The following is a 19,968-nucleotide window of genomic DNA, read 5'->3' as shown; positions in this document are numbered from 1 at the left end:
CGGCGTAGCGAACGCGTGGCAGCCGGATTCGATCAGGTGCCGCGATTCAGGCGGTCGAGGATCATGTCTTTCGTCAACACCTCGGGTAGAATCTCGGGGCGCGCGTTCGGCCCGGCGTAGTAAACGTAGACCGGAACGCCGCTTCGGCCGTGGGAGGCGAGGGCCTTCGTGATGTCCGCGTCGCGATTGGTCCAGTCGGCGCGAATGAGCGCGACGTTGCTCTGCTCAAACGCCTCCGTCACCTCCGGTGTGCTCAGGACGGTTTGCTTGTTGACCTGACACGTCAGGCACCAGGCCGCGGTGAAATCGATGAAGACCGGTCGGCCCGTTGATCGGAGGCTGTCGACTCGCTCCGCTGAGTAGCTCATCCACCTCGCGTCGCCATTCGGCGTCGACGTGCTCGCGGAGCGCGCCCGGTCGTACTGGGCGCCGACGAGGGCAAGCGTAACGGCACCGGCAATGATCGCAGCGACGACAGCGCGCGTCGCGACACGCGCCGTTCGGGAGAGGGTCGCTGCAGACCAGCGATTCAGAATCCAGCTTGCGACTCCCAGCAGAAGGATGGCGAAGAGCAGCAGCGCGACAGCGTTGTGTCCGGTCTGCTGCGCGAACACCCACAGAAGCCAGATGGCCGTGGCAAACATGGGGAAGGCGAAAAACTGTTTCAGCGACTCCATCCAGGCTCCGGGCTCCGGCAGCCGGTCGAGCAATCGAGGGGTCATGGAGAGCCCAACGTACGGTGTCGCCATTCCAGCGCCGAGCATCGTAAAGATGGCAACAGCACCCGGCGCAGACGATGCAAGCGCGACGCCGAGGGCTGCCCCCATGAAGGGCGCCGTGCAAGGCGTTGCGATGATCGTAGCGAGAATACCGGTCATAAACGCGCTCCGATTGCCGCTGTCCGGCGTTGTGCCCTGAAGACGACCGCCCCAGTTCATGAGCGTCGTACCGACTTCAAACGCCCCCAGGAGGTTATAGCCAATGCCAGCAAAGAGCAGCGCCATGAGCGCGACGAACGCGGGCGACTGGAGTTGAAACCCCCAGCCGATCTCATTGCCTGCCGCCCGCAGACCGAGAAGCGTGCCAGCCAATACCCACATGGAGACCAGCACACCCGCACCGAACAGCCAGCCATGGCGCCGCATCGCGGTCGGGTCGTCACCAGACGAATCGGCAAACCCGAGGATTTTAATCGATAAGACGGGAAAAACGCATGGCATGAGGTTTAGCAGTAGTCCGCCCGCGAACGCCATCAGCAGGGCCCATCCAATGGCCACTCGTCCGCCGCCTGATCCGGTGGAGGCGGCTAGGCCGTCCTCCAGGATCGAGAGGGTTCCGGCTCCGTCGTCGACGACAGGAGCATGTACACGGATGGCGCGGACCTCCTCTCCCGGGATCCACGACGCACCGGACGGCGCCACGAGCACACCGCGGAGCGTATCGGCCGGGGTCTGCGCGTAAGGCGACTCCTGAAGGGCCATCAGAAAGGCGTCTTCCTGTCGCGTCAGGGGCTGCGCAGCCGCGTGATCCAGTACATCGCCGTCTTCGGGGAAGAACTGAGCCGACGAGATGTCCGGCACCTTGCCATCATCTACCGTGAAGGCGAGACCATAGCTTCCCTCGCTCCGCGTCGCTTCGAATGTCCAGTCGGAGGCCACCGTCGGGACACGCGCCTGCGCCTGTTCAACGCGTCGAACCTCTGCCGGCGAAGCGGCGACGGGTTCAGCCGCCACAGGAAAGGTGCTTTCGACGGTGGCGGATGCGGGCAGGCAAATGTCAGCGCAGATCAGCCAGCTTGCTTCACCGCGGATCGTGATGGAATCGCCGACGGCCAGATCGCCCGACGCCGACACACTCGTGGGTAACAATACGCGGTCGGCGTACCCGTAACTCGTCAGCACGCTGGCATCGATGCGACGCGGATACGGCCACTCGAACGCCCTGGCTTCGACTCCGTCGGGCAGAGACCACTCGATCGTGACTGGTTCCCCGGAGTCGCCCGGGTTGATCCAGTACGTGTGCCACCCCTCTTCCATCTCTATATCGAGGGCGACCGTAAACCTCTGGCCCGGTGCGACGGCGGATGCGGTACTCGCGAGCGACGCTTCACTGTGAGGACTTGAGTCCGACGTGTCAGCCGAGGCCGTTTGCCCCGTCACGGGCGAACCCGTGACGTGCACCCCGAACATGATCAGGATGAACGTGAAGACATGTCGACGAAGCCGTTTCACCATGATTGAGACCTGGAATCGGCACAGCGTGGAAAAGGAAAAAGACCGGAGACGCATCACCGATGAGGGATCTGAGTTAACGGCGCGCGTTCGTAATCTGCCGGTGAGATAGACGGCGGCCTCCTGGCATGATCTGCGCAATCAGACCGATCCTGCGTCGTTGAGGTCCGTGTTGTATCACGAATTGCACAATTGTGTTGGCAGCGGAGCGCACAACGACACGAACGGGAACGAACGTCCATTCACTGAGCCGGTGTCTCGCGACCGGTCTGAACGGTCACTTTCGCCTGGAACACACAGGAGGCACAGAGGTCTAATGCTATGGACAGAGCGAGGTCGCGACGCGATGCCTCGCCAGCGCTCCACGCGGGCGGTCCAGTTCTTTTACATTCGGGGATGACACGGCTTCGACGGGTAGTAAACGGGCTGCGGACTGTCCTGCCGAGCTTCCTAATATGCTCGTAAATCTCGTTAGGAACACGTAACTGCGGACGATTATTCGTACGCGATGGCGGCGTAAACGCCCCATCTGTCTCTAGAGGGCTTCGGCCTATGAGCCGCTAGAGACATCGATTAGTAGGTCTAGTCATCTGTCGCTCCGGCTGAGCGGCTAGGTGGCGAAACTTGATCAGCCTTGGCGCCTGGCTGGCTTCGACACTGGGCTGGAGCCAAGCGCGACATGAAAAACAGTGACTATGCAGGTAGATGTTCGACAAGTGCGGCTACTCGGACCCGGGTTCGACTCCCGGCATCTCCACCAGTAAGCAAAGCCCCACATACCTTCCGGTGTGCGGGGCTTTTTCTATGTCCAAAGGTCTCGTACGCGGTTGCATATTCGGCTCGAAGGCATCGGTTCATATCATGCCGGTTTCCTGCGCGCCGCCTGCTCGGCCATCTTCTGCTGAACGTCCATGGGGACGAAATAAAAGAAGGACTCTCGTACAATCTGATCGCCTTCCCACTCCTGGACGGCAATCTCGCGGAACGGCATCCGCTCTCCGTGGATCGTCACGTCCGTGAAGCTCTGGACCATTGTGACCCCCTCCGCTTCATTCGAGGTGATATGCTCCGTAGCGCCGTCGTGCATTTCTTCGACTGAGGACATCCATTCTTCGATGGCTCGTCGCTGCGCATCCTTGCCGTGGCGTTCCTGGCCATCAGCCTCCACTACCACAACGTTTTCGTGGTAATAGCGCTCGAAAGCGTCCATGATGTTGCCCTGATCCAGTTGGGCGTACAGGTCTTTTGCTCGTTCGAGGTACGTCATGATCAATCTACCGTGTAGATGTACGGGGTGTGTTCGCGCCTACCAGGACATCCGCGCGGTACGAAGGAATCAATCATACCGCATTCAAGCCTACTCGGATCGGATCGACCAATCGTCAGATCTCCGTGCGCCGCCCTTCGTGCTCCCACGCCGCCCGTAGTGCTGTTGCGTCCGACTGTACTCCAGGAACGATTGATCACGGGCAGAGTCGCTTTTGCATGTGCATCAGCGGGACGGGCGCACCGCCTCGATCATCCGTGAATCGCTCTTCCGCGACGTACCCGCAGGCACGATACAGCGGTTCACCGGCCAGCGTCGATACGAGCCTCACGTGCTGAAACCCGGCCTCCTGAGCGGCGATTTCGCAGAGCGACAGAACCCGACGCCCCACGCCCCGGCGCGCATACCTTGGATGCGTGTACATCGCTCGGATCCGTGCGGGATCGTGATTTGGATCGAGGTATGCACCGTTCCGACCCGGCGTCTCGTCTCCGCCATACAGCGTCGCACGAGGGCTCCATCCACCGCAGCCGGCAAGTTCGCCGTCGATCATGACGAGGAAATACGTCCCGTCCTCGATCAACTGGGTATCGACGCCCATGATCGTCCGGCTCGCCTCAATCTGAATCTCATCCAGAAACGGCGTCTGTAGATCCGCGATGGCCCGATCGATGAGCGCCTTGATCGCATCGAGGTCAGACATCTGCGCTTTTCGGTGGCTCAGCGTAGGGTTGGACATGGCGGTTCTCCGTTCCAAACGAAAATGGCGGCCCAGTCAATTACGTCGGTGTGCACAGCCTCGCATCAATTCCTCGCCTGACAATGCGAAGCCGAACCAATGCGACACCCATCGCGCTCTGCGCTTAGCGCGAAATGAAAGCATTGACGTGCCAACCGACCGTAAGACAAAGATAAGGTGAACCTATGCCATGCTCGTCGTATCTTCAACGTGTTCTCAGGCGAACCAGGAGGAAATGGATGTCCCAATATCCGTCATGCACCGACTCCTTCAGATTACCACCGCTGAGTCAGGTGTGAAAGAGGTTGACGGTACGGAGCACGACAACAGCATCGTCGATCACGTCCAGACGTCTGGACAGACGTGGACCGACGATGGTGAAATCGCGCGGTGGAGGTGCTACGTAAACCCGGTCGCGACGGAGGCCAAAGTAGGACGTTCGAAGACCGGGCGAACCCGCTCCTGGCTGAGCGTTGGTGTGCTAATCGCTGACCCGAAACCGGGAGGCACGGTCGTTTTCTGGCTCCGAGGTCGCTACTCCCCTTTTGGTCACGTCGGTATTTACATCGGATACGCCCGGGATGAGCGTCGCATTTGCGTGCTCGGCGACGATCTGAACGGTCAGGTCGTCACGACATCATACCACGAAGACCGGCTGCTCGTGTATTGGCGTCTCCAATCTAAGCAACCTATTTCCGTGCCCGAGCGAACGCTCGATTATCTGGAGCGGATACCCGGAGTAGCCCATCGGCTAAATTCGCTGAAACAGGCGTGCGTTACCGCCGGAACGGTGGACGGGATTAATGGCCCCATAACGATTGCTGCAGTTGATGATTTGCAGGCATCCGATGGCTTGTTCGATTTGTCGGGGAAGTTCGATGTCCATGCACGAAACGTTCTCCAATCCATGATCAGCGGCCGCTGACGAAGTGTCCTCTTCTATCGGCCGCCTCGCGGCCGCCCCATTTCCAGCACTGTTCCCGCAGTGCCATCTTGTCGTTCCCGCGCCCTCCCCTTCTCGGCGCATCCGCATTCTCCCCTGACGGACCCGCAGCACCCGCCAGTGCCGCAGATCTCCGCAGCTTCGCAGGCCCGCTGCCGGCATACCGGTTCGGCGGCTCCACAGCTTCGCTCCCACAACGTGTGTGAGGCCCCTTGCAGCGACGTCAACCTGGCGCCGCTGTCACAGATCGATCCAATCGAGTCAGGCCCTTTCCAACCCATCTGCACCGACTCCTCATGCCCGATACTACCGCTGTAAACAAGCAGCACGTCGTAACCGCCTTTCTCGGCAAACTCTACGAGTCGCTCACGGCACGGCCCAATATTGATGCCGACGCACTGCCCGACGACCGGTTCATCGCCTGGTGCCAGCCCGGCCTCCCCTTCGAACCCCACGACTTTGACTTTGCGGTCAAGGGCCTCAGCGGTCGCAGCGACGCCGGTGTCGGAGCCGCCCCGCTGGATGGTGACGCCGTCGAAGACGCCCCGCGAGGCGACGGCGCTCCCCCCGCATCGATCGGAGAAGACATCAACCGACGCATTCTTCGAGCGGCCGACTGGTCGCGACTCGTCAACTTCATCCCCAACCCGAGCGGGATTTACGACGAGGATCAACAACGCAAGATGTTCGACAGCTCGGCGTTCACGCAAGATGGATCGTCGATCGCGAGCGTATACAGCAACGTGCTTCGATTCTGCGAGGTCGCCGACGGTGAACTGACGGACGATCAAGAAGAAAAGCTCGAGCGATTCCGCAACCTGCTGATCGAGGTCAAGGAGGAAGAAGACCTTATTTCCGGCGAGACCAAGGAGGTGGTTGTCGACAGCCCTGTCGTCACGCGGTACTACGAGTTAATGAGCGAATTTCTCGACGCCTCGCTCGAATACAACTCGAAGCGCCTCGCCGCGCTGAATGCCAGCGACGCTGCGGCCGTGCAGGACTGGGCACTGAATGCCAGCAATTACCGTCGCCGTGTCCGCGCAGCCTTTAGCAAGTGGGTTTCCACAGGCCATAAAAACGACATCGAGAAAATCTGGGCGTTCATTAACCAGGTCACGATGCGAGACCTGATGCTGCTGAAGGAGGACCTGCTCGACCGGCTGGACAAGGCAAAACTCACGGACCCGACAAGCGGTGAAGAATTCTACTGGACGTCGTTGATCCCCGCGGGCCTACCGTTTTCGGATGGCTGGCAGCAACAATCCTTTTCCCACTCTGACGTCTCGTCGAACGTGAAGCGGACGCACAACGCGTGGAAAGCCAAAGCAACCATTCCTATCGCGTCCTGGCTGGTGAAGATCAACGCGGGCGCCTCCGGCTCGAAGGAAACGTTCGACAGCGAGATGGACGTCTCAGACTTCAGGATCACGTTCGAGATCGCACAGGCCATGATCTCGCGGCCGTGGATGTCGTCGGAGTTCCTGTTCAGCGAAGCCTGGCGGTTCGGGGACGATATGCCGAACCTTACCAACCTCACCGACGCATTGTCCGACGGCAAACAGCCGCCGAGCGGGTCGATGATCGCGTATCCAACGACCGCCATCTTCGTCAGAAATGTGGCTCTCAACTTCCGCGATCTACATCAGCAGAGCAGCGCGATCCGAAAAGAACTGGAAGGCAATGTCGGTGTCTCCCTCGGCCCGATTAACCTGGGCGGCGGTTCGTACAAGCGCGGAAGTAGCGAACGGTCGTTCGATCGCTCCGTGACCAACGAGGGCCTCAAAGTACCGGGAATGCAACTGATCGGATTTAAGTGCAAGCTGCTACCGAAGCTCCCGAATCCGTCGCCGAAGGTCGAGAAATGGTCGTAGACCGTTCGGGAAACCGTCCCGGATGCATGCGACACGAACCGTTCGTACGCATGCATCCGGCATCGGACCCGCTCGCCCCGGAATTCTCATTTCGAAGAAGACACGCATGAATCGGGCTTCGATCGCGATCATGGCCAAGATTCGCCTCCTGTACGAGCAGCGAGACGACTCGGATGAGCTTATTTGCTCGTTTCCGGTGCTTGGCCTGCCGCTGACGGAAAAGGATCTGACGTTCGACGTGGAGGCGAGCACGACCCCGGCCGATGCGCTGAATGCCGAAGCGGAGTTTTCCCTCCTGGTGAACCGAATCCCCTCCGGGCGTGCGATCTGGGAGCATGATGGACGCCTGCTCTGGGATACATACCAGGAGGTGCTGGATGCGCAGTGGGCCGACCGGCCGCCGTCCGATGCCGAGCAAGCGGAGCTGCACGCGGCATACGCCGTGCTGTACGACACGTCAGTGGGCACCGATGCGGACGACGCTCTCCCGGATCGCCGAGAGTCAGATCGACTTCGTATGTATCGGCATTATGAGCGGCTCGCTTTGCACGTGACGGACCGCCTGTCCGAGGCACAGATCCGTGCGAGATTCTCCGATAACCCCGCCGAACAGGCGCGGGCCCAGGCCGACGTCGAGCGATTGGAGAAAGAACGTGCGATCGTGGAGCGAGACTGGCTGACCCGGGGTTACCGATCGGAAGTCGACGAAGCGTACGCAGATATTGCTCGGATCAAGGAGCAGAGCCCGCACCTGCTTCGCACGGAGTGGCTCGACCGCCTGGATCGGGCGAAGGCGACGAATGCCGTCATCGACTACGATTTCTACCAGACGCGGTTTTCTCCGCCGCGCTTCTTCAGCGATCCGGCAGCGGCCTGGACAACCGTTTCGCTGTCAAAGGACGAAATCGACCGCCTGAACGGATGGGCATCGGTTGAAATGCCGGAAGTGGGCATCCGGGGCGATTTTCCGGATGCCGGCGTCGACCTCGACATTGAGTCGATCCGGGTCGACCTCGCCCGCGTGGACATCGTGCGTCCGTGGCTGGACGTTCGGGCGCTTCGGAGCCGGGCATGGCGCTGGTGGGAGGACGGTCCCGCCCTTTCGGACGGCAACTCGCCTCCCTCCGGTCGTCTACCGGCGTACGTGGTGTCGATGATCGTTGCGAGAAACCTCGTCGTTGACCTGGGCAGCGCCTCCAAGAAGAATAAACGAGCGGTCCGTCGGCTGAATGACGGCCAACCGCTGTCGATCGGTCCCATGCTTCTCGGTCAGGCCTCCACTGCAGGATCGGTCGCGCAGTTACACCAGGCGCAGTTTACCCACCGACAGAAGCGGGTCCTCCAGGGCCGCATCGTGGCACCCACGCTCCGCGCGGCGGACGATGCGGCCGTCGACGGGGAGACTATCGTAGCCCGCGTGCCCCGTGCGACACGGGCCGCCCCCCACCCGACACCGGTCCCGAGCGTTCATCTGAAGAAGCTCGCCGGCGCTCTCCGATCGATCCGTCTCCCTACGCAGAAAAACCGCTCCTTCCGGCCGCAGATCGCTCGGGTGAACCAGCCGGTCCTTCACAGCCGCCTTCACGCCGTACAGCCAAACAAAGCCCCCTTTCGCGGCACGTGGAAGACCACATACGGACCACTCCGGCTCGTGCAGGACGGACAATCCGTTTATGGCGACTACGATGATGTCGGTACCATCCGCGGAACGTTCGATCCGGATACCGGGGCGCTCACCGGTGCATTTACCAATGGACGCCGAACGGGGACTCTCCGGTTCGAACTGCGCGACACGCGCTTTGTCGGCACGTGGAGCTGGGACGGGGAGGCAACGCAGCATGCGTGGGACGGACAACGTATCAACGCATCGCGCCCGACGCTCCAGCATCCATCCTTTCAGGAAGCTGGACGGACGGAAGACACGTGGGAGGGCACCTGGAGCACGACATTCGGTGAGCTACGGCTCGTCCAGGAGGGGACGCGGGTCGCCGGAGACTACAAAGAGGTCGGCGAAATCGCGGGAGTCGTGAACCTGGATACCGGTGCGCTTACCGGTACCTTCACGAACGCGGATCGCTCGGGCCGTCTGATCTTCGAACGCGACGGGCACCGATTCCGGGGCATGTGGGCGTGGGGCTCGTCCACGCCGTCAAAGCCGTGGACAGGTCGACGGACGGACAGCCAGAGACCACGACTCCTCATTGCGGAGCCTCCCTCCCCCGAGAACAGGGACGATCCCAACCACGATGAACCGTCCTTCGATCAGGAATCGCTACAGCTGGTCGCGTTCCTCTGTCAAAAGACGCCGAAAGCACCGAATCCGAACCCAGATCTCGAATGGACATGACGAATGAACACGTCGATGCACGCTCCTTCCCCGGGATCCTCTGCGGGTAAGAAAACGCCGCGCCCCCGTCCGGCGATCTGTGTCCGCTGCGAGGACTTCTCATCCCTTGGACGTCTCCACAGAGTGAATGTGCTGCAATCTCTTGTCTCTTCGCCTTGCTCGGTGAGCCGTTGTACACGCTTCATCACAGTTGATTGGAGACGAGACCCTGGCGCGTCGGCACACCCCGTACAGGGGTCTCCTCATCAACTATCGATACCGTATGTCTACCGAACGGAAGGCACTACTCGCCCGCCTCGATGCGAAGCCGGATAAAGTCGACGAGGTTCGTGCGTTCCTTGAGTCTGCCCTCCCGCTTGCAGAGGCGGAAGACTTCACGGTGTCGTGGTACGCGCTCCCGATCGACGATACGACCTTCGGTATTCGACACCGCAGAAGATGATGACGGTCGGCAGGCGAACCTGGACGGGGAGATCGCGGCCGCCCTGATGGAGCAGGCTGACGACCTGCTCGCGGAGCCGACCAGAATTGAACCTGTCGATGTGCTGGCGCACAAAAGAGACACCGACCGACTCGGGCGTGAGGGTGCGTTCGGGTCGGATGGCAATATGAGCAATACGAAACGCGCCCGCCGGCAGAATATCGGCAGGGCGCATTTTCGATTTCATCAGCCATCGCTTCCAGCAAAGCGTTCACCGTCCAAACGATGGTCGCTCGGGACTGCGAGGCTCGAGGTCAAAAGGAGATCCACGACGTCAGCTCCAGCCCCACCTGAACGTTCGTCTCCGAGAATCCGGGAATGTCCGCGTATCGGCTGTCCGTGTACGAGACGTGTGCCACGGGCCCGGCGGCCAGCATCGTCCCGCCGAGCAGGAAGCGTGGCTTGGCAGCGACGCGGCCGATCAGTGAGAAATTTCCGTTGCCGGTGTCCTGCACGTACCCGAAACTATGATGCAGCCGCCCTTCCACGCTGAGTATAGACGGCAGGCGGATGAAACGAACGTTCCGGTTTAGCCCCCCGTCGATCGAGTACCCCAGCTGGCGGCCGTCACTGCGGTTCTCCCAGATGTTGACACGGTCCACGAAGTAGGTCGGGCCGATGGCTACGTGCCATTGCGTGCGGTTCGTGAAGATGTGGCCGTGATCGACCCCCGCCATGATGCGAATCCGTTGGTCTCCAGACCGCAACGTATTGCGCTGGAACGGATCGTCCTCATAGGATCCCTCGATTCGAAGGGCAAAACCGGTCCCTGCACGCTCGCCGAAACGGGCCCCCAGGCTCATCCCGTAGGGCACGTCGTGGTGATTGCCCGGTGCATCATCGGAGATGGCGGCCTGTGTGCTTCCGAAGAGGTGCAGTTCGTAGCGCTGCGACGACGACACATTCCAGCGAAGCGTTGTCAGTGCGTCGCCCTTAAGCCGGCGCGCGCGATACTGCGGACCGGGATTCCCCGGCAGATCGCTTCGATTCGGTCCGCTGAGAGCTGCCAGCGACGTAATCAGCTCGAAACCGGACTCACTGACCGGTCGGTAATCCACGATGACATTGATGGGTTCGAACGGAAGATTGTCAGGGCCGGGGCGCTCACGAAAGACGAACCGCTCTCGCTCCGGCGGGGTCGCGACGATGACGAACCGGACTTGCTCCCCACCGGGCGCCCGGCTTCGGAGCCACCCGCGAAGTTCACGGGCATTGTGGAATTGATCCCGCGTTGCACGAACGCCAGTGAGCGGGTTGGTCATGGATGCGTCGTACCAGGCTGCCACGTCGACGACCGTTTCAATCCCCTGCACCTGCTTGCACGGCGCGGGCAGGCCGTTCACAGGATAAAAGAGACTCCCGCGCGACGCGAGGTCTTCATCCGAGCCCGGCTTCAAGTCGACGCACTGCAGTTCGTCCGGTACGGCAACATCGAACGCGTCGTTCTCCGGTGGACGGAGGATGATCAGCTCTTCGTCGATCGCAGGTGTACCGGAACGGCTTCCGTTCTCCGCCTGCCGGCTGATGTCCACATCCACAATCAGCCCGTCGGAGACCACCATCGCGTGCTGCAGGTTCACGGCAAACCCGAGCGAGCGATCGCGATACTCGATCGCATCCAGATCGCTCGGTCGCGGCACGCGCAAGATCCCGATGGAGTCCAGCCTCGACGAACGGGAGGCGTCTTCGTACACGCGTTTGTAATAGACCGTCGGTGGTTGAACGATGTCGAGGCCTCGTCGGATCTCGATGCCAGCGCGTTCAACGCCCGGTTTGACCGGGGCCTGCGCTACGGTCGATGCAGGAGCGACAAACCCAATCGCAAGAAGCACGAGTGCGAGCCCAGTAAGAACGCCGAGACGGGGAGCCCCGCGCTGAAAGGAGAGAGACATAATCTGGATACGTCGGGTCGAAGAGGGTCGAACTCCCCGTCAAGCCCCGGAGACTAACGAACCGATCGACAGCCAGGGCGCCGGACTCATCGCCGGAACGGGGTGGCGTTATGATACACCGACCCACCGATGCACGAGGTCGTCTTCTGACGCATGCCTCCTCCCATTCCCCCCCAAATGCCGGCGGTCTCACGCAAGCCAGATGAGCGTTTCTGGAGCACGGAATTGAAAGCGATCCATGATCCATACTGCGCTGTGGTGATGTCGAAAACGGCCTGCGATCAACGAATCAGGCACCAATTCCTCGTCTTCACCGCCGATTCGGAAGTCGGATGTCGTAATCCATCCATTCGGGTGTAGATGCGCTCATCCAGAGATAACCACCCGAATCGGTGTAACCGAGATACCTGTCGTATCCGACCCCGAGATGTTTTTGTCTTCGAACGCTGACCGAGCCTACTACAACGGGGACAGTCCTACAGTAGCCGCGTCATTCAGATCGACGGGCGTCAGCCTACCCACAGTCCGTCCCCGCATCATCTGCTGTTCTGAAGTCTCGCGATGCGAAGGTCAGCACACATCCACCGGCTGATTGAATGACGCGACGTCCGGCGCGCGTCGGATCCAGCGACCGCGTTGCCCCGCTCTCCCATCGGTTCGACAAGCCGGTTACGTGTTGTCTGCGCAGCGAGCACTGGCACACTGTTTTCTACTCTGGTTCATTCAATGCACAGACCTCCTCGAACGACGCCATCCCGTGCCCGCTTTACCTTCTAATCATCCGGACGGACCCGACGGCGGGTCGGACGCTAATCCTCTCGATCCGTTGAAAACGACCAAAGTATCCACTCGATTTCTTCGTCGCGCGTCGCCCGCAGACATCGAGGATGGAACAGCGGACGAGGATCCCCGCCCCGCCACTTCCGACACGCACTTCAGCGGCTCATGGACGTCGCGGGCCCGCGGACGTGTGCAGGACGCCGTCTTCTCCGCCGAGCGACTCCTCACCCACCGATCAGGACTTCCCGTTCCCCCATTCGGCGCGCGCTGGGTCTGCGTAGCACACAGCGCGCGCGACCGGAGCGTATATCTTGCCCATCGCATCGGCGCAGATCGCGTGCTCCGCGCAGACTCGGTGGAGAAACTGGTACAGAGGATCTGTTCGTTCGCGTTCGGCGCCTGATGCCGCACCGTAAGCCGAGGACACGTCCCTGCGGACCGCTGGAACGCGTTTTACGGCAGCGCAAACGAAAAAACGCCCCCGATGGAAACCGGAGGCGTGAATGGACACCTGGGAGAGTCTGTGCGTCGGGTTCCGCAGGACTTATGACGCCGGCGGTTCGTCGCCCGCGTCGAGGACATCGAGCATCCGTTGCATGTCTTCGTCCGTCAGGTCCCCGCGCTCTCGGAGACGAGCGAGGGCATCTCGGACCGCGGTTCGGTTCGTGCGGGGTGAGGAGGACTCCGATGGTGTGGAACCGAGTTGCACGTCGCGAATGACGGCTTCGTGCAGAAAGTCGGCGACATAATCAGCCGCATCCGGTTGGCCGGAGAAGTCCATGACCAGATCGAAGGTCGCCCGTCCCCGGTTGATGGTGAGTTCGACCTTTTTCCCCCCCAGTCCCAGCCAGCGCCGCTTACTGTCGACCTCGATGAGGTCGCGGTACCGGACGGTCTGCGGAGCCTCCAGATCGGTGTTCTGAAAAACAAACCGATCGGTTGTAAACACGGCACCGTCCTTCCCATTGCCTGAGAGTGTGGCGTCGTAGAGGGCGACCACATTCCCGGCCTGGACGTGTTGCGCGTAATCCCGGATGGCGTTAGACAGCCGATTCTCCGGAATGTCCGGCCGGACGAACAGGCCCATCTGTGGGGCGTGCGGGATCCGGTTCTGGATCAGGTCTTCCATGCCATCGGGCGGGTTCGTGCAGAACGGTCAACGATAGGGCTTACGGTGTCGCGGCCATCATTCCTCCTTCGAAGAAACCGAACGTCATCTCCAGGAGGCCGCCGGAGTAAACGCCCAGGACGACGAGCGCAACAGCACAGAGGGCGATTGTCACTTTCACGGGCACGCCCGCGAACACGAAGGAACGGCTGGCTGCCTGCGCCTCCGGCGTTTCTTCCGCGTCAGCCAGCCAAAAGACAACGACCACGCGGAGGTAGTAGTAGGCGGAGATCGCGCTCATCAACACGCCGATCAGAACGAGCCAGGTAAGTCCGGCGTCGACCGCAGGCGCAAAGACCGCGTACTTGCCCATAAAGCCGCCAAGCGGCGGAAAGCCCGTCAAGCTGAACATGAAGACACCCATCGCGACGCCGATCAGCGGCTTCTCGTGGCCGATACCGGCGAGCGAGTCGAGCGACTGAACACGTCCTTCCTTTCCGTCCCATTCAAGCATCGCCATGACCCCGAAGGCCCCGAGGTTCATGATAGCGTAGATGAGCAGGTAGAACATGGCACCCGCGTAGGCTTCGGTTGTCCCGGCCGCAAGCGCCACCAGCACGTAGCCGGCGTGCGCGATAGACGAGTACGCCAGCATCCGCTTCACATTATCCTGCACGACGGCAAGCACGTTTCCGATGATCATCGTCACGAGCGCAACGGCGGAGAGCACGAGGCTCCAGCGCTCATCCGGCAGCGCGTAGAAGAGCACGAGGATCAGAGACGCAAAGGCAGCCGCCTTGGATGCCGTCGACATGTAACCGGTCAGCGGAGTGGGCGCACCCTGGTAGACATCTGGCGTCCACATGTGAAACGGTGCCGCGCTGACTTTAAAGAGGAAGCCAATCAGAAAGAGCGCGACGCCGGTCCAAAACATGATCGAGCCTTCCGGAACGGCCCCCTGCATTTCCGGCAGGTACATGGTCCCGGTGGCCCCGTACATGAGCGCAATCCCGTACAGGAAAAAGCCCGTGGAAAAGGCGCCGAGGAGAAAGTACTTGAGAGCGGATTCGACGGACCCCTCGTCCTCGCGGATGAGCCCCGTCAGCACGTACAAGCAGACCGACATGGTTTCGAGGCCGACGAAGATCGACACGAGGCTGTTCGCGGTGCCAAGCATCAGCATGCCGACGGTCGCAAACATGATCATCGCGTAGACCTCTCCGTACCCGTGCTTGATGTGATCGAGGTACGGCACCGACAGGATGATCGTCACGATGCCGCTGCCCAGGACGATCAGGTTGATGTACGAGGCGAAGCCGCCGGTACGGATCGATTCGAAGAAGGCCGTTCCTGCCGGGTCCCCAAGGTGCACGAATTCCCAGACGACGGCAATGGCGAGCGCCCCGACGCCGATCCAGGGGATCGGTCGGTCGTTTTCGCTCAGCGACTCCTGCAGGATCATGACCAGTCCAGCTACGGTGATCACGGACATGGAGAAGATGGCCGGCAGGTCGGCTGCCATCGTCGAGAAGGCTTGAGAGAGGTCCATTACAGCAGCAAGCAGATTGGCAGTGGAGGGACGCTACGGTCGCGGCGTTCGAATCGGCGCCGCGCTGGGGATGGCGGTGCCACGTCGGACGCCGGTCCGGGAAACGAGTCTACGCCCCGAGAGCGTCGTCAATGGTGCGGGCGAGTTCAATGTCCGTTTCGGTCACCTTCCCTCCCGCGTCGTGCGTCGTAAAGGCCAGCGTGACGGTATTGTACACGTTTTCGAGTTCCGGGTGATGGTTTGCTTCCTCAGCATAGAACGCCATCTGGACGATGAAAGACACCGCCTCGCGGAAATCCTCGAACTCGTACGTTTTATGGATGGCATCGTCCTGATAGGACCATCCATCGAGCGTGTCGAGGGCGTCCTGGATCTCTGCGTCGGAAAGAGGATCGCGGTCCGGCATAGCGTCGGCGTGGGTTCGGTTCGCGGAAAAGCGTGAGCGCATTGTACGGTGAAACGAGGACGCGGATGTGAACGGCCGATCGCCGATCGATCCCGTCCGGGATACTGCCCGCGGCTATTCGGGGAGCGTGGTCGGCGGGGTCGCCTCCGACATGCTGCCTGACTGCGGCGGGGCCGGCGTCACACGCACGGCGCGGCCTTCTTCCATCCCCTCCTGCATGCGCTGGAGCTCAAGGGCCTCGGCCCGGCGCTCCTGGATCGTTTCCATGATGAACGTGGTGGACGGCTCCATCTGCTTCAGGAAAGGCGTCGGGAAGAAGCCCATGACGAACATCAGAATCGCCAGCGGGAGCATCAGCGCCAGCTCGCGGCCATTCATGTCAGGCATCGTCGCGTTGGCGTCGTTCGTCAGTTCACCGAAGAAGGTACGGTAGACCATGTAGAGCAGGTATACGGCCGCGAGGATGACGCCCGTCGTGGCCAAGCCGACGATCAGCGGGCTTGCAATCACCTCGCTTTTGAATGTGCCCAGCAGAATCATGAACTCGCCGACGAAGCCGTTCAGTCCGGGCAGCCCCGCCGAGGCGAGCACGGAGAAGATCATGAAGGAGGTCAGCACGGGGACGGATGTGGCAAGACCTCCGTAGTCCTCCATCAGACGCGTGTGGCGGCGCTCGTAGAGCATACCGACGAGCAGGAAGAGCGCGCCCGTCGAGATCCCGTGATTCACCATCTGGATGACGGCGCCCTGCATTGCGATGTCGGTAAAGGCGAAGATGCCCAGAACGACGAAGCCGAGGTGGCTAACCGACGAGTAGGCGACGAGCTTTTTCGCGTCGGGCTGCACCCGCGCCACAAGCGCACCGTAGATGATGCCGATGACGGACAGAATCGCGAAGACCAGGGCCCAGTCCTGTGCGGCATTGGGGAAGAGCGGCAGGCAGAAGCGCACCAGACCGTACGTCCCCATTTTCAGAAGCACGCCCGCCAGGATAACCGAACCGCCCGTTGGGGCCTGCACGTGCGCATCCGGTAGCCAGGTATGCAGTGGAAACAGCGGCACCTTGATTGCAAACGACAGCGCGAACAGGATGAACAGCCAGGACTGCGTCGCGACCGGAATTGTGTAGTCGAGCAATTTGAACCAGTCGGTCGTGAAGACGCCCTGATTCACGGCATGCCCGGCCTCGTATCCGAGGAACAGGATGGCCACCAGCATGAGGAGCGACCCCACGAGCGTGTAGAGGACGAACTTGATCGCGGCGTAAATCCGATCCTCACCTCCCCAGATGCCGATGATGAAGTACATCGGAATGAGGGTTAGCTCGAAGAAAATGTAGAACAGAATCAGGTCGAACGACGCGAACACGCCGGTGATGCCCGTCTGCAGCAGCAGGAAGAGAGCGTAATAGCCGCGATGCTGCTTTTCGATATAGGTCCACGACGACGCGACCACGATGGGGCCGAGAAGCGTCGTAAGCAGGATCAGGAAGATGTTGAGCCCATCGATCCCCACGAAGTACTTAATGTCGAGGGAATCGGGAAACCATCTCGACGAAAGGTCCACCATCTGCGGGGCAGCCGCGCTGACAGCAGGGTCGTAGCTCCACCACAACCCGAGCGACAGCACAAACGTGACCAGCGTCGTTCCGAGCGCCGTCCACCGGATCGAAGACACGTTGTTCTGCAGGGCCACGACGAGCGCGCCGAGGGCCGGCAGAAAAATGACGATGGATGTGAGGAAGGGGATCTCCATGTTCAGGTTCAGTGCGTTGAAGCGGCGCAGGGACGGAAGGCGGAACGAAGGGGGCGGCGGTTAGCCGCCGAAGATCATCAACCCGATGACCAGGACCACGCCGAACACCAGAGCAAGCGCGTAATTCTGCACGACGCCCGTCTGGATGCGGCGAAGAAGATTGCTGGACTCCTGCGTGGCGCTGGCCAGTCCATTTACGGCCCCATCGACGATTTTGCTATCGAACGGCGCGAGTCCGTCGCGTGAAATCTGATTAATAAGGGCCTCGACGACGACGTTATCGTAGAAGTCGTCCCACCGGTACTTGTGCTCCCACAGTTCGTAGAGTCCGCCAAGCCGCTCTTTGAGGGACACGTCGAACGCGATGCCCTGCGACAGGTAGACGCTTCGCGCGAAGAAGAAGACGCCGACAGCGATGGCGCTGCTGAGCCCGATCAGGCCCCATTCCAGCGACACCGGTACGTGCGCGGATACGGACGCTTCCGCGACCGGCCCGCCGTAGTTTGCGCCCAAATAGTGATGAATCCAGTTCCATTTCCCGTCTTTAATGACGGCCGGGAGACCGAGGAAGCCCGTCACAAGCGATCCACCGGCGAGAATCCAGAGCGGCACGGTCATCTTCAAGGACGACTCGTGCGGGTGGATTTTATCGGCCAGGGGCCAGCGCTCTTCCCCCATGAAAGTGAGGTAGTACGAACGCGTCATGTATAACGCGGTGAGCGCGGCGGTGATGACGCCGACGACCCACACAAACATCGCGTACGTGTTGCCGTCGTACCCGTACTCGAAGGCCTTAAACAGAATCTCGTCTTTCGAGAAGAAGCCTGCGAGCAATGGGATTCCGGAAATAGCCAGCGTAGCGATAAAGTATGTCCAACCGGTCGATGGCATGTATTCCTGCAGATTCCCCATCGTGCGCATGTCCTGGGGATCAAAATCGGAGACATCCTCCCCTTCGTGCTCAAGTTCGTGCTCCACGTGCTCCATGGAGTGAATGACGGAGCCGGATCCGAGGAAGAGGCACGCTTTGAAGAAGGCGTGGGTGAGGACGTGGAAGATGGCGACGAAGAACGCCCCGACGCCGGCGGCCATGAACATGTATCCCAGCTGCGACACCGTTGAATACGCCAGCACCTTTTTGATGTCGTTCTGCGTAATGGCTATCGTAGCGGCCATAATCGCCGTGAGGGCACCAACGACGGCGATGATCATCATGACCACCTCCGTTTCGAGAACGATCGGAGACATCCGGGCGAGCAGATAGAGTCCGCTGGTCACCATCGTCGCCGCATGGATGAGGGCGGACACGGGCGTCGGCCCGGCCATCGCGTCCGGAAGCCACACGAAAAGCGGGATTTGCGCTGATTTCCCGGTCGCTCCGATGAAGAGCAGCAGGACGATGTAGTCGATCGTTTCGGCGGAAAGGACCGACGCAGCATCGGTGAGGAGGACGTCGAAGCTGAGGCTCCCGAGTTCGCTGAAGATCAGGAACATCGCCATGAGGAAGGCGAAATCGCCGATCCGGTTGACGATGAACGCCTTGTTTGCGGCGGCGCTGTTCTTAAGATCCGTGTACCAGAACCCGATCAGAAGGTAGGAGCAGAGCCCGACGCCCTCCCATCCCAGAAACAGCACGACGAGGTTGTTCGCCAGTACCAGGTTGAGCATGGCGAAGATGAAGAGGTTCAGGTAGGCGAAAAACCGCCAGAACCCCGGGTCGCCGTGCATATAGCCGGCCGAGTAGAGGTGAATGACCCCGCCGACGCCGGTCACGATCAGCGTCATGATGAGGGAGAGCTCATCGATCCGGTACGCAAAATCCACCGACAGCTCGGCGGCCTCCATCCAGGTGAAGTAACTGACCGTCACCGGGTCGCCTCCGTAGCTGACGAACAGGTATACGGCGATGGCGAAAGGGATCACCACCACCGACGTACCGATCGTTCCGATGAGACCCTCCCGCCTGCGCAATGCCGGCATGAAGAGCGGCAGAACGCCGAGGAGAACGGCCCCTGCGAGGGGCAGGAGCAGAATGAGGCGAACGAGGAGATCGTGACTCATGGACGAAGCCGAGTGACGAGTACGTGAGGAGGAGAGGCCCGACCGGGGGGCAGGATGCTGGAAGCGCTGGCGCTGCCGGTCAATCCGCCGGTTGCGCACCCGCTCGGATCGCGGGCATACGGAACGCTGCGGCGAAAGCGACGGACGCCGAAAGACCCGCTATGCGCGTCAGAACTTGAAGAGGTTGATCTCGGTGATGTCAACCGTCAGCTTACGCCGGAAGATGGCGATCACGATCGCGAGCCCGACGGCAGCCTCTGCCGCGGCCACGGCGATGGTAAAGAACACCAGCAGCTGCCCGTCGGCGTCCCCCATGGACTGGCTCAGCGCCACGAGCGTGAGGTTGACCGCGTTGAGCATCAGCTCGACGGACATCAGCAGGACGATCGCGTTTCGCTTGAGCAGGACGCCAAGCGTCCCAATCGAGAAAAGAACGGCGCTGAGGCCGAGGTACCAGTTCAGGGCGACTTCCATCGCGGGAGGGGTTGGTCTGCGGTTAACGGCGGCGCATCGAGAGGTCGGCACGCCGTCCGGCGGG

Annotated in this window: 14 protein-coding genes, 1 other RNA gene and 1 pseudogene; 6 read left to right on the top strand and 10 right to left on the bottom strand. The window is 61.1% G+C overall.

What is annotated here, in order from left to right; genetic code table 11:
• Positions 1 to 32: 32 nt before the first annotated feature.
• Positions 33 to 2,288 (bottom strand): protein-disulfide reductase DsbD family protein, encoded by a 2,256-nt coding sequence (locus ACFCU0_RS05005; protein ID WP_434972566.1) that lies wholly within the window; start codon positions 2,286 to 2,288, stop codon positions 33 to 35.
• A gap of 335 nt (positions 2,289 to 2,623) precedes the next feature.
• Here ACFCU0_RS05005 and ssrA point away from each other — a divergent pair.
• Positions 2,624 to 2,991, top strand: a transfer-messenger RNA (tmRNA) gene (gene ssrA / locus ACFCU0_RS05000).
• A gap of 99 nt (positions 2,992 to 3,090) precedes the next feature.
• On the opposite strand, the gene ACFCU0_RS04995 is transcribed toward ssrA, so the two are convergent.
• Together ACFCU0_RS04995 and ACFCU0_RS04990 are read right to left on the bottom strand one after the other, a co-directional pair.
• Positions 3,091 to 3,498, bottom strand: a complete 408-nt coding sequence (locus ACFCU0_RS04995) for a SnoaL-like domain-containing protein (RefSeq protein WP_434972565.1) — start codon at positions 3,496 to 3,498, stop codon at positions 3,091 to 3,093.
• Positions 3,499 to 3,694: 196 nt separating this feature from the next.
• The gene (locus tag ACFCU0_RS04990; RefSeq protein WP_434972564.1) at positions 3,695 to 4,237 is read right to left on the bottom strand and encodes a GNAT family N-acetyltransferase; all 543 of its coding nucleotides are present in this window, start codon (positions 4,235 to 4,237) and stop codon (positions 3,695 to 3,697) included.
• A 256-nt stretch (positions 4,238 to 4,493) separates the two neighbouring features.
• Here ACFCU0_RS04990 and ACFCU0_RS04985 point away from each other — a divergent pair, with 256 nt between their 5' ends.
• From ACFCU0_RS04985 to ACFCU0_RS04970, 4 genes and pseudogenes are all read left to right on the top strand, one after another.
• Positions 4,494 to 5,162 (top strand): hypothetical protein, encoded by a 669-nt coding sequence (locus tag ACFCU0_RS04985; protein WP_434972563.1) that lies wholly within the window; start codon positions 4,494 to 4,496, stop codon positions 5,160 to 5,162.
• 314 nt (positions 5,163 to 5,476) lie between these two features.
• Positions 5,477 to 7,051 carry a hypothetical protein gene (locus ACFCU0_RS04980; protein ID WP_434972562.1) on the top strand — a complete coding sequence of 525 codons (1,575 nt, stop codon included), beginning with the start codon at positions 5,477 to 5,479 and terminating at the stop codon, positions 7,049 to 7,051.
• A gap of 106 nt (positions 7,052 to 7,157) precedes the next feature.
• Positions 7,158 to 9,398, top strand: a complete 2,241-nt coding sequence (locus ACFCU0_RS04975) for a hypothetical protein (protein ID WP_434972561.1) — start codon at positions 7,158 to 7,160, stop codon at positions 9,396 to 9,398.
• 262 nt (positions 9,399 to 9,660) lie between these two features.
• Positions 9,661 to 9,955, top strand: a pseudogene (locus tag ACFCU0_RS04970) (putative quinol monooxygenase); the annotation flags it as partial.
• Between the two features lie 178 nt (positions 9,956 to 10,133).
• Here ACFCU0_RS04970 and ACFCU0_RS04965 read toward each other — a convergent pair.
• Entirely contained in the window at positions 10,134 to 11,771 is a 1,638-nt protein-coding gene (locus ACFCU0_RS04965; RefSeq protein ID WP_434972560.1) for a hypothetical protein, read from the bottom strand.
• Between the two features lie 826 nt (positions 11,772 to 12,597).
• Here ACFCU0_RS04965 and ACFCU0_RS04960 point away from each other — a divergent pair.
• Positions 12,598 to 12,954, top strand: a complete 357-nt coding sequence (locus ACFCU0_RS04960) for a hypothetical protein (protein ID WP_434972559.1) — start codon at positions 12,598 to 12,600, stop codon at positions 12,952 to 12,954.
• A gap of 141 nt (positions 12,955 to 13,095) precedes the next feature.
• On the opposite strand, the gene ACFCU0_RS04955 is transcribed toward ACFCU0_RS04960, so the two are convergent.
• From ACFCU0_RS04955 to nuoK, 6 genes are all read right to left on the bottom strand, one after another.
• A complete protein-coding gene (locus ACFCU0_RS04955) occupies positions 13,096 to 13,680 on the bottom strand; it encodes a hypothetical protein (protein ID WP_434972558.1) in 585 nt (194 codons plus the stop codon).
• A 40-nt stretch (positions 13,681 to 13,720) separates the two neighbouring features.
• On the bottom strand, positions 13,721 to 15,208 hold the full coding sequence (locus ACFCU0_RS04950) for an NADH-quinone oxidoreductase subunit N (protein WP_434972557.1): 1,488 nt from the start codon (positions 15,206 to 15,208) through the stop codon (positions 13,721 to 13,723).
• 109 nt (positions 15,209 to 15,317) lie between these two features.
• Positions 15,318 to 15,614 carry a 4a-hydroxytetrahydrobiopterin dehydratase gene (locus tag ACFCU0_RS04945; protein WP_434972556.1) on the bottom strand — a complete coding sequence of 99 codons (297 nt, stop codon included), beginning with the start codon at positions 15,612 to 15,614 and terminating at the stop codon, positions 15,318 to 15,320.
• A 114-nt stretch (positions 15,615 to 15,728) separates the two neighbouring features.
• Positions 15,729 to 17,369 (bottom strand): complex I subunit 4 family protein, encoded by a 1,641-nt coding sequence (locus ACFCU0_RS04940; RefSeq protein ID WP_434972555.1) that lies wholly within the window; start codon positions 17,367 to 17,369, stop codon positions 15,729 to 15,731.
• 60 nt (positions 17,370 to 17,429) lie between these two features.
• The gene (gene nuoL, locus ACFCU0_RS04935; RefSeq protein WP_434972554.1) at positions 17,430 to 19,430 is read right to left on the bottom strand and encodes an NADH-quinone oxidoreductase subunit L; all 2,001 of its coding nucleotides are present in this window, start codon (positions 19,428 to 19,430) and stop codon (positions 17,430 to 17,432) included.
• Positions 19,431 to 19,598: 168 nt separating this feature from the next.
• Positions 19,599 to 19,904: an NADH-quinone oxidoreductase subunit NuoK gene (gene nuoK / locus ACFCU0_RS04930; RefSeq protein ID WP_434972553.1), complete on the bottom strand. Its 306-nt coding sequence runs from the start codon at positions 19,902 to 19,904 to the stop codon at positions 19,599 to 19,601.
• Between the last annotated feature and the right edge of the window lie 64 nt (positions 19,905 to 19,968).

The organism is Longibacter sp., from assembly GCF_051155795.1.
GTDB lineage: Bacteria > Bacteroidota > Rhodothermia > Rhodothermales > Salinibacteraceae > Longibacter.
The sequence above is the reverse complement of the archived record's forward strand: the minus strand, read 5'-3'. Positions and strand labels throughout refer to the sequence as shown.